We start from the raw sequence: 9,004 nt of genomic DNA on the forward strand, positions 1-9,004 counted from the left end.
GGTCTCAGGAGCGCACGCCGTAGAGGTGCTCCAGGGCGAGCTGGTCGAGCAGCTCGAACGCGGTGCGGCGGGCGCCGAGGGCCTCGGCGTCGGCGGTGGCGGCGCGGACGGCGCGCCAGTCCTCGCCCTCGGCGAGGGTGGGCTGCGCGAGCTCCTCCACCTTGGCCTGGCGCAGGGCGTCCTGGACGTCGGGGTCGGCGCGGAACGCGCGGACCTTCTCCCGCAGGATCAGCCAGTTGCGCATGCACGCGGCCGCCGACTCCCACACGCCCTCGTCGTCCTCGGTGCGCGGCGGCTTGAAGTCGAAGTGGACCGGGCCGCTGTAGTCGCTGTTCTCGATGAGGTCGACGACCCAGAACGCGCCGCGCGCGTTGCCGGCGCCGAAGCGCAGGTCCTGGTCGTAGCGGGGGCCGTGCTGCCCGTTCAGGTCGATGTGGAACAGCTTGCCCTGCCACAGCGCCTGGGCGAGGCCGTGCGCGTAGTTGAGGCCCGCCATCTCCTCGTGCCCGACCTCGGGGTTCAGGCCGACGTTGTCGGGGCTCTCCAGCGTCTGGATGAACGCGAGCGCGTGCCCGATGGTGGGCAGCAGGATGTCTCCGCGCGGCTCGTTCGGCTTCGGCTCGATCGCGAACCGCAGGTCGTAGCCCTGGTCGGCGACGTAGGCGCCGAGGACGTCGAACGCCTCCTTGTAGCGGTCCAACGCGGCGCGGACGTCCTTGGCGGCGCCCGACTCGGCGCCCTCGCGCCCGCCCCAGCACACATAGGTCTTCGCGCCGAGCTCGGCGGCGAGGTCGAGGTTGTCCATGACCTTGCGGAGCGCGAACCGGCGGACGTCGCGGTCGTTGGCGGTGAACGCGCCGTCCTTGAAGACCGGGTGCCCGAACAGGTTGGTGGTGGCGGTGGTGACCACGAGGCCGGTCTCGTCGAGGGCCTTGCGGAACGCGCCGATCCTCTCCTGCCGCTCGCCGGGCGAGGCGTCGAAGTCGAACACGTCGTTGTCGTGGAAGTTGACGCCGTAGGCGCCGATCTCGGCCAGCTTGCGGACGGCGCGGTCGGCGGGCATCGGCGGCCGGGTGCCGGGGCCGAACACGTCGACGCCCTGCCAGCCGACCGTCCAGATGCCGAACGAGAACCGGTCCTCGGGCGTGGGCGTGTAGTCGCTCATGGGGTTCCTCCTCAGATCTCCGGGGCGGAGTCGCGCAGCGCCGCGTAGCGCTCGCGGACGCCCGTCTCGGTGCGGTCGCTCGTGTGCTCGGTCGCGGGCGGCGCCGGCCACGCCGGGGGCTCCGGCGTCCCGGCGAGCGCCCATGCCGCCTGGCGGGCGGCGCCGAGCGCGACGTACTCGGCGGGCTCGGGCACCGTCACCGGCGTCCCGAGGATCGCCGGGGCCAGCGCCTGGACGGCGGCGGACCGGGCGCCGCCGCCGATCAGCAGCGTGCGGCGGGGCCGGAGGCCCTGCGCGGCCAGGTGGTCGACGGCGTCGGCGAGCGAGCACAGCAGCGCCTCCACCGCGGCCCGCGCCACGTTCTCCCGCGTCGCGTTGGACGTGGTCAGCCCGGCGAGGACGCCGGTCGCGTCCGGGCGGTCGGGGGTGCGCTCGCCGTCCAGGTAGGGCAGCAGGGTCAGGCCGCCGGCGCCGGGTTCGGCGGCGAGCGCGAGCGCGGACAGCTCGTCGAGCGCGGCGCCGGTCATCGCGGCGGCGGCGGTCAGGATCCGCGCGGCGTTCAGCGTGCAGACGAGCGGCAGGAACCGGCCGGTCGCGTCGGCGAACCCGGCGACCAGGCCGGAGGGGTCGGCGGCGGGGACGTCCGCGACCGCGAACGCCGTGCCGGACGTGCCGATCGAGACGACGACGTCGCCGGGCCGCAGCCCGAGGCCGAGCGCGGCGGCCATGTTGTCGCCGGTGCCGGGGCCGAGCGCGGCGCCCCACGAGGTCTCGCCGACCCGCTCGCCCGGGGCGGCGACGCGCGGCGGCTCGGCGTCGCGGCCGAGCGCGGCGCGCAGCAGGTCGGGGAGGTAGGCGCCGGTCGCGGGGGACCAGTAGCCGGTGCCGGACGCGTCGCCCCGGTCGGTGACCGGCTCGGCGGCGCCGAGCCGCAGCGTCAGCCAGTCGTGCGGGAGCATGACCTGCTCGGTGCGGCGCGCGTTCTCCGGCTCGTGCTCGGCCATCCAGCGCAGCTTGGTGACGGTGAACGAGGCGACCGGCACGCTGCCGGTCCGCTCCGCCCACGCCTTGGGGCCGCCGAGTTCGGCGACGAGCGCGCGGGCCTGCGGCGCCGAGCGCGTGTCGTTCCACAGCAGCGCGGGCCGGACGACCTCGCCGCCGCCGTCGAGCGCGACCATGCCGTGCTGCTGCGCGCCGACGGCGACCGCGTCGGCGCGCTCCAGCAGCTCCCGGACCTGGGAGAGCGCGTTCCACCAGTGGTCCGGGTGGCATTCGGTGCCGTCGGGATGCGGCGCGGACGCCTCCGCGACCACGGCGCCGTCGGCGGCGCGGCACAGGACGACCTTCGTCGACTGCGTGGAGGAGTCGACGCCCGCGACCAGGCTCTCGGCCATCCCGACCCCTTTCGTAAAGAGCATGGACTAATTAACGTAGCAGAGGGCCGCAGCCCTGCCTATAGTCGCGCTTCATTTAGGGTTCATTCATGACAAAGTCCGCGAACGCCCCCGTCCGGCACGCGACGATGCGCGAGCGGAACCTCGCCGTCGTCCTGGAGCGGGTCGCCCGCCACCAGCCCGTGACCAGGGCGCGGCTCGCCGAGCTGACCGGCTTCACCAAGACCACCGTCTCCAACCTCGTCGCCCTGCTGGAGGGCGCCGGGCTGGTGCGCGACGGCGCGCTCGTCCACGAGGGGGAGCGCGGCCGGCCCGGCGTGGGCGTCTCCCTGCACGGCGACGGCGCCGCCGGGCTCGGCCTGGAGGTCAACGTCGACTACCTCGCCGCCTGCGTCCTCGACCTCGCCAAGCAGGTCCGCTACCGGCACGTGGTCAGCGCCGACAACCGCGGCCGCGAGCCCGGAGCGGTGCTCGCCGCGCTGTCCGCGCTCGCCGCCGAGGCGGTCGCGGCCGCCGCCGGGCAGGGCCTCGCCGTCGCCGGCGCCGCGGTCGCGCTGCCCGGCCTGCTCGACCGCGAGAACGGCGTGGTCCGGCACGCCCCGAACCTCGGCTGGACCGACGTCCCCGTCACCGGCGCGCCCGGCCTCGCCGCGCCGCTGCCCGCCGAGTACGACAACGAGGCCAACCTCGCCGCCCTCGGCGAGCTGTGGTTCGGCGGCGGCGCCCGGTTCGGCGACTACGTGCACGTCTCCGGCGAGATCGGGATCGGCGCCGGCATCGTCGTGGACGGGCGGGTGTTCCGCGGCGCCCACGGCTTCGCCGGGGAGCTCGGCCACCTCATCGCCGAGCCGGCCGGCCCGCCCTGCTCCTGCGGCGGCCGCGGCTGCCTGGAGCAGGTCGCCGGGCAGGAGGCGATGCTGCGCGCGGCCGGCCTGCCGGTGACGCGGCCCGCCGGCGGGCCCGGCGGCTCGGTCGGGCGGCTCGTCGAGCGGCTGGAGGCGGGCGACGCCGCCGCGCTCGGCGCGGTGGCGCGGGCCGGGCGGGCACTCGGCGGCGCGCTCGCCTCCGTCGTCAACCTGATCGACCCCGACACGATCGTCCTCGGCGGCGTGTTCTCGCCGCTGGCCGCGTGGGTGCGGCCCCCGCTCCAGGACGTCCTCGCGGGCGGCTCCGGATCGCTGCGGCGGGGCGTCCCGCCGGTCGAGGTCTCCGGCCTCGCCGAGGGCGCCGCCGTCCTCGGCGCCGCCGGCCTGGTGGTGGAACGCGTGATCGCCGACCCCGCGCTGCTGCTTTAGGGCGCGTCCGGGAGCGGGGTGTACTCGAACCAGGCGAAGTCGGCGTGGTTCCCGCTCGCCCGCCCGTTGGACGTGGCGTAGAGGCCGATGTAGGCGCCTGTGAAGCCGCCCGCGACCTGGCTGGTCAGGATGTCGCCGTCCACGGGGTCGCCGAGCGGTGTCCAGATGCCCGGCTCCGCGCTGTAGGACGCCTGGTACCAGCGCCCGTGGGCCTCGAAACCGAGCCCGACCCGTCCCGGAGCGGGAGGCGCCATGGCGAGCACTGTCTCGACGCCCTGCTCGCGCTTCACCAGCAGCACGCCCTGGGCCGCCGACACCAGCAGGACGTGGAAGTCGTTGTTCTGCACGAGCGCGAGCCCCGCCCACTCCTCGTCGGCCGGGACGAAGTCCAGCGCCGTGAAGGCGGCGAAGTCGTGGTGCTGCTGGCGCCGGCCGACGAACGACGGGTTGGCGACGTCCGCGAGGCTCTCCGGCCGGACGCGCAGCCGCAGGTGCCCCGGCCGCTCGGACAGGCTCCACCACCGCTCGCGCGGCGGCCGCAGCATGTTCCACTCCGGGCCGAGCTCCGGGCCGTCGAACTGCCCGCTTCGCGGGACGGCCGGCCACGGGTGCGGCGGCAGCGACGGGACCGGGTGGCTCGGCTCGACGCGCCCGCCGGTGACCGGCCAGCCGTCCTCCCAGGCGAGCGGGGCCAGGAAGGTCTCGCGTCCGAGGACGCACCGGTCGCCGCGGTGCGGGCGCATCGCCAGCAGCACCATCCACCACTCGCCGTCCGGCGTCTCGACCAGGTCGGCGTGCCCGGTGCCGACGATGGGGTGGCCGGTTCCGAAGTTCCGGTGGGTCAGCACCGGATTGCGCGGGCTGCCCTCGTACGGGCCGGTCACCGAGTCCGAGCTCGCGATCATCACGGCGTGGTCGAGCGCCGTGCCGCCCTCCGCGGTGAGCAGGTGGTACCGCCCGCCGATCTTGTAGAGGTGGGAGCCCTCCGACCAGATCGACCCCTTCACCGCGCCGTCCCAGATCACGTGCTCGTCGCCGGTCAGCGCCAGGGCCGCCGGGTCGAACTCGCGCAGCCAGATCTCGGTGTGCCCCTCGTACCGGCCGGTCAGCCGCGTGCCGGTGCACCAGGCGCGGCCGTCGTCGTCGAAGAACAGCGACGGGTCGATGCCCGCGCCGTCCAGCCGGTGCGCGTCCGACCACGGCCCCGCCGGGTCGGACGCGGTCATCACGAAGTGCCCGGACCAGTCCGTCCCGTCCACGAGGGTGCACACCAGGTAGAAGGTGCCGTCGTGGTGGCGCAGGGTCGGCGCGTACAGGCCGCCGGACGCGGGCACCCCGTCCAGCGGCAGCTGATCGGGCCGGTCGAGCGCGTGCCCGATCTGCCGCCAGTGCACCAGGTCGCGGCTGTGGAACACCGGCAGCCCGGGGAACCACTCGAACGTGGACGTCACGAGGTAGAAGTCGCCGTCCACGCGGCAGACCGACGGGTCGGGGTGGCAGCCCGGCAGCACCGGGTTCAGGAACCGGGTCACAGCGGCGTCACCTCCACGGGCACGGTCATGACCCGGTCGGTGCCGAGCTCCCGGACGGGCCCGTCCAGGGTGAACGAGCCGCGCAGCGGAAGGTCCGCGCTCGACCGCCCGACCTCGACCCCGACGGTGCCGGGCTCGACGACGCGCCGCAGGTCGGCGCCCGTGAACGAGGTCCGGTCGGCGTGCACCTCGAACGCGACCCGGGCCGCCTCGCCCGGCTCCAGCCGCACCCGGGCCCACCCGGCCAGCCACCGCACCGGCCGCACCACCGACGCGACCGGGTCGGACAGGTACAGCTGGACGACCTCCGTGCCCGCGCGGTCGCCGGTGTTGCGGACCGCCGCGCTGACCGTGACCGTCCCGTCGGTGGCCGCGCGCTCGCCGACCTCCAGGCCGGAGTACTCGAACGTCGTCCAGGTCAGGCCGTGGCCGAACGGGTACAGCGGGACCGGGTCGACGGCGCTCCAGTCGTGCCCGCCGTCCATCGGCGACCGCAGGTACGTGACCGGCGGGCCGGACGCCCGGCGCGGCACGCTGATCGGCATCCGCCCGGACGGGTCGACCCGCCCGGCGAGCACGCCGGCGACCGCCGGGCCGCCCTCCTCGCCCGGGAAGAACGCCTGCACGACGGCGGCGGCGCGGTCGGCGAGCCCCTCGATCGCGTAGGGGCGCCCGCTCAGCATCACGAGGACCGTGGGCGTGCCGGTGTCCAGCACGGCCTCGGCCAGCTCCGCCTGCCGCCCCGGCAGCGCGAGCGTCTCGGCGTCGCAGCCCTCCCCGGAGGTGCCGCGGCCGAACAGCCCCGCCCGGTCGCCGAGCACGAGCACGCACACCTCGGCGTCCGCGGCCGCGGTGGCCGCCGCCTCGATGTCGGCGTCGTCGGCGACGAACACGTCCTTCGAGCCCGCCACCCGGACGCCGGGCAGCTCGGCGCGCAGCGCGTCCGCGACGGTGCGGATCTCCACGCCGAGCGGCAGCTCGGGATGCTGGCGGCCGACATGGGCCGGGAAGGTGTAGCAGCCCATCATCCCGAACGGGTCCTCCGCGAGCGGCCCCGCCACCACGACGCCGTCGCCCGAGCGCAGCGGCAGCACGCCGTCGTTGGCGAGCAGCACCACCGACTCCTCGGCCAGCCGCCGCGCGATCGCGCGGTGCTCGGGCGGGTCGAGATCGAGGGCCCGCGCGTCCCCGTCGTCGGGCACGTCATCACCGGGCACGTCGTCACCGGGCACGCCGTCCAGCAGGCCGAGTTCGGCCTTCATCGCCAGCACCCGGCCCGCCGCCCGGTCCAGCAGCTCCTCGGGGACGGCGCCCGACCGGACCAGCTCGATCAGCGGCTCGCCGTAGCAGCGGACCGTCGGCAGCTCCATGTCGATCCCGGCGCGCAGCGCGAGGGCGCCGGCCCCGCCCCGCGACCCGGCCACCCGGTGCCGGGTCTCCAGGAACGAGATGCCGAAGTAGTCGGCCACGACGGTGCCGGTGAAGCCCAGCTCGCCGCGCAGCAGCCCGGTCAGCAGCCGCTCGTCGGCGGCGGAGGGCATGCCGTCCACGTCGGTGTAGGAGTGCATGACCGAGCGGGCGCCGGCGCGCAGCGCCATGGCGAACGGTTCGAGGACGACGTCGGCGAACTCGCGCGGCCCGATCGCCACCGGCGCCATGTTGCGGCCCGCGCGGGAGGCGGAGTAGCCGGCGAAGTGCTTCAGCGTCGTGACGATGCCGGCCCCCTCCATGGCCCGCACGTAGGCCGTGCCGAGGACCCCGACGAGGTACGGGTCCTCGCCGATGCACTCCTCCGTCCGGCCCCAGCGCGCGTCGCGGACCACGTCCAGCACGGGCGCGAGGCCCTGGTGCACGCCGGCCGCGCGCAGGCTCGCCCCGATCGCGGCGGCCATCTCGCCGACGAGCTCGGCGTCGAAGGCGGCGCCCCACGCGGGCGGGCTCGGGAACACGGTCGCGCCCCACGTCATGAAGCCGTTGAGGCACTCCTCGTGCGCGATCGCCGGGATGCCGAACCGGTTGCCGGCGGCGACCCGGCCCTGCAGCTCGCGGAGCCGCGCGACGCCCTCGGCGGCCGGGACGGGAGCGGTCCCGAACACGCGGGTGAGCTGGCCGAGGCCGCGGTCGACGACGTCCGCGAGCGCCGGGGCGGTCTCGTGCGAGTCGTCCTCCATCGGGGCCACCGGCTCGCCCGGCTCGGCGGGCATCGCCCAGAACCCGGCGAGCTGCCCCGCCTTCTCCTCCGGCGTCATCCGGGCCAGCAGGTCGGCGACCCGCTCGGCGACCGGCGACTCGCGGTCCTGCCAGGGCTCGCGGGTCGCGCTCGCGGCCGGGACGGCTTCGGTCATCGTTCCTCCGTGTGGACCGGCGGGGTGGGGGGCGGCGGCGCGGTGGAGGCGCGGACACGCAGGTCGGTGGCCAGCTCCACGCGCGGGGTCAGCGGCGGGCGGCCGTCCAGCAGCTGCAGCAGGGTGCGGGCCGCGACGCGGCCCATCTCCTCCAGCGGCTGCCGGACGGTCGTCAGCGGCGGCGAGAGCCACTCGCAGGTGGGCAGGTCGTCGAAACCGACGACGCTGAGGTCCTCGGGGATGCGCAGCCCGGCCAGCCGGGCCGCCTGGTAGGCGCCCATGGCCTGCTCGTCGCTGCCCGCGAACACCGCGGTCGGCGGCACCGGCAGCTCCAGCAGCTCGCGGGTGCGGGCGAACCCGCCCTGGTGGTGGAAGTCGCCGTAGCGGACGAGGTCCTTGTCGACCTCGATCCCGGCGCGCTCCAGCGCCGTCCGGTAGCCGTCCAGGCGGGCCTGGGTGCAGAGCATGTCGGCGGGGCCGCCGATCATCGCGATGCGGCGGTGGCCGAGCTCGATCAGGTGCTCGGTGGCGGCGAGGCCGCCGGCCCAGTTGGTGGCGCCGACGCTGGCGATGTCGCTGTCCGGCAGGTTCACCGGGTCGACCAGGACGAGGCCGACACCGGCCCGCTCCAGCTGCTCGCGGTGGCGGCGCGTCATCCGCGACGTCACGAGGATGACCCCGTCGCTGTGGTGCAGCGCGGGCAGGTTCTGCCAGCTCGGCGGCCGGGCGTCGTCGTCGCGGACGAGCGAGACGACGACGCCGGTGCCGTGCTCGGCGCACTCGGCCTCCACGCCGCGCAGGATCTCCACCGCCCACGGGCTGTCGAGGCCGGCGAGGACCAGGTCGATCAGGCCGGACCTGCGGGCCCGGCGGGAGCCGCCCGGGCCCGGGTAGTTGTGGGTGCGCAGCAGCGCCTCCACCCGCTCGCGGGTCGCGGCGGCCACGTCGGTGCGGCCGTTCAGGACCTTGGAGACCGTGGCGGGGGAGACCCCCGCCTCCGACGCGATCAGCGCCAGGGTGGGCCGGGCCGGCGGGTCCGGCATCTCATCGGTGGTGCGCACGGGCACGCTTCACTCCTCCCCGAGGAAACGATTGCGAACAGTATCGCAATGTTTCGCTCGCTCCTAGCCCCCCGGATCCACTTCTCAACATTTCATTTAGGTCAACGGGCGGCGAAGCCTTGACCCTGGGGTGGCCCTTTCTTAGAGTTCCACGGCAACGGCAAGCTCGAAGAGTTTCGAAAAGCTTTCGAAGCGGGACGGTTCCCCCCGCC

6 protein-coding genes are annotated in these 9,004 nt (G+C 75.4%); 1 reads left to right on the forward strand and 5 read right to left on the reverse strand.

Going from position 1 to position 9,004, the window contains the following annotated elements:
- Positions 1 to 4 precede the first annotated feature (4 nt).
- The gene (gene xylA, locus ETD96_RS35360) at positions 5 to 1,165 is read right to left on the reverse strand and encodes a xylose isomerase (protein WP_138640824.1); all 1,161 of its coding nucleotides are present in this window, start codon (positions 1,163 to 1,165) and stop codon (positions 5 to 7) included.
- Between the two features lie 11 nt (positions 1,166 to 1,176).
- Complete coding sequence (gene xylB, locus ETD96_RS35365) at positions 1,177 to 2,559, reverse strand: xylulokinase (protein WP_138640825.1); 1,383 nt, start codon at positions 2,557 to 2,559, stop codon at positions 1,177 to 1,179.
- A gap of 89 nt (positions 2,560 to 2,648) precedes the next feature.
- Between xylB and ETD96_RS35370 the strand changes: the two genes are divergently transcribed.
- Complete coding sequence (locus ETD96_RS35370) at positions 2,649 to 3,854, forward strand: ROK family transcriptional regulator (RefSeq protein ID WP_138640826.1); 1,206 nt, start codon at positions 2,649 to 2,651, stop codon at positions 3,852 to 3,854.
- Here the strand turns inward: ETD96_RS35370 and ETD96_RS35375 are convergent.
- The 3 genes from ETD96_RS35375 to ETD96_RS35385 are packed head-to-tail and all read right to left on the reverse strand — an operon-like array spanning position 3,851 to position 8,774.
- Positions 3,851 to 5,386: a glycoside hydrolase family 43 protein gene (locus ETD96_RS35375; RefSeq protein WP_138640827.1), complete on the reverse strand. Its 1,536-nt coding sequence runs from the start codon at positions 5,384 to 5,386 to the stop codon at positions 3,851 to 3,853. The two genes, ETD96_RS35370 and ETD96_RS35375, sit on opposite strands and share 4 nt — an antisense overlap.
- The gene (locus tag ETD96_RS35380) at positions 5,383 to 7,731 is read right to left on the reverse strand and encodes a glycoside hydrolase family 3 N-terminal domain-containing protein (protein ID WP_138640828.1); all 2,349 of its coding nucleotides are present in this window, start codon (positions 7,729 to 7,731) and stop codon (positions 5,383 to 5,385) included. The genes ETD96_RS35375 and ETD96_RS35380 overlap by 4 nt, the downstream gene beginning before the upstream one ends.
- Positions 7,728 to 8,774, reverse strand: coding sequence for a LacI family DNA-binding transcriptional regulator (locus tag ETD96_RS35385; RefSeq protein ID WP_138640829.1), 1,047 nt, complete (start codon positions 8,772 to 8,774; stop codon positions 7,728 to 7,730). Before ETD96_RS35385 ends, ETD96_RS35380 begins: the two co-directional genes overlap by 4 nt.
- Positions 8,775 to 9,004: the final 230 nt, after the last annotated feature.

The sequence above is a fragment of the Actinomadura geliboluensis genome (assembly GCF_005889745.1).
In the GTDB taxonomy this organism is placed as follows: Bacteria; Actinomycetota; Actinomycetes; order Streptosporangiales; family Streptosporangiaceae; genus Spirillospora; species Spirillospora geliboluensis.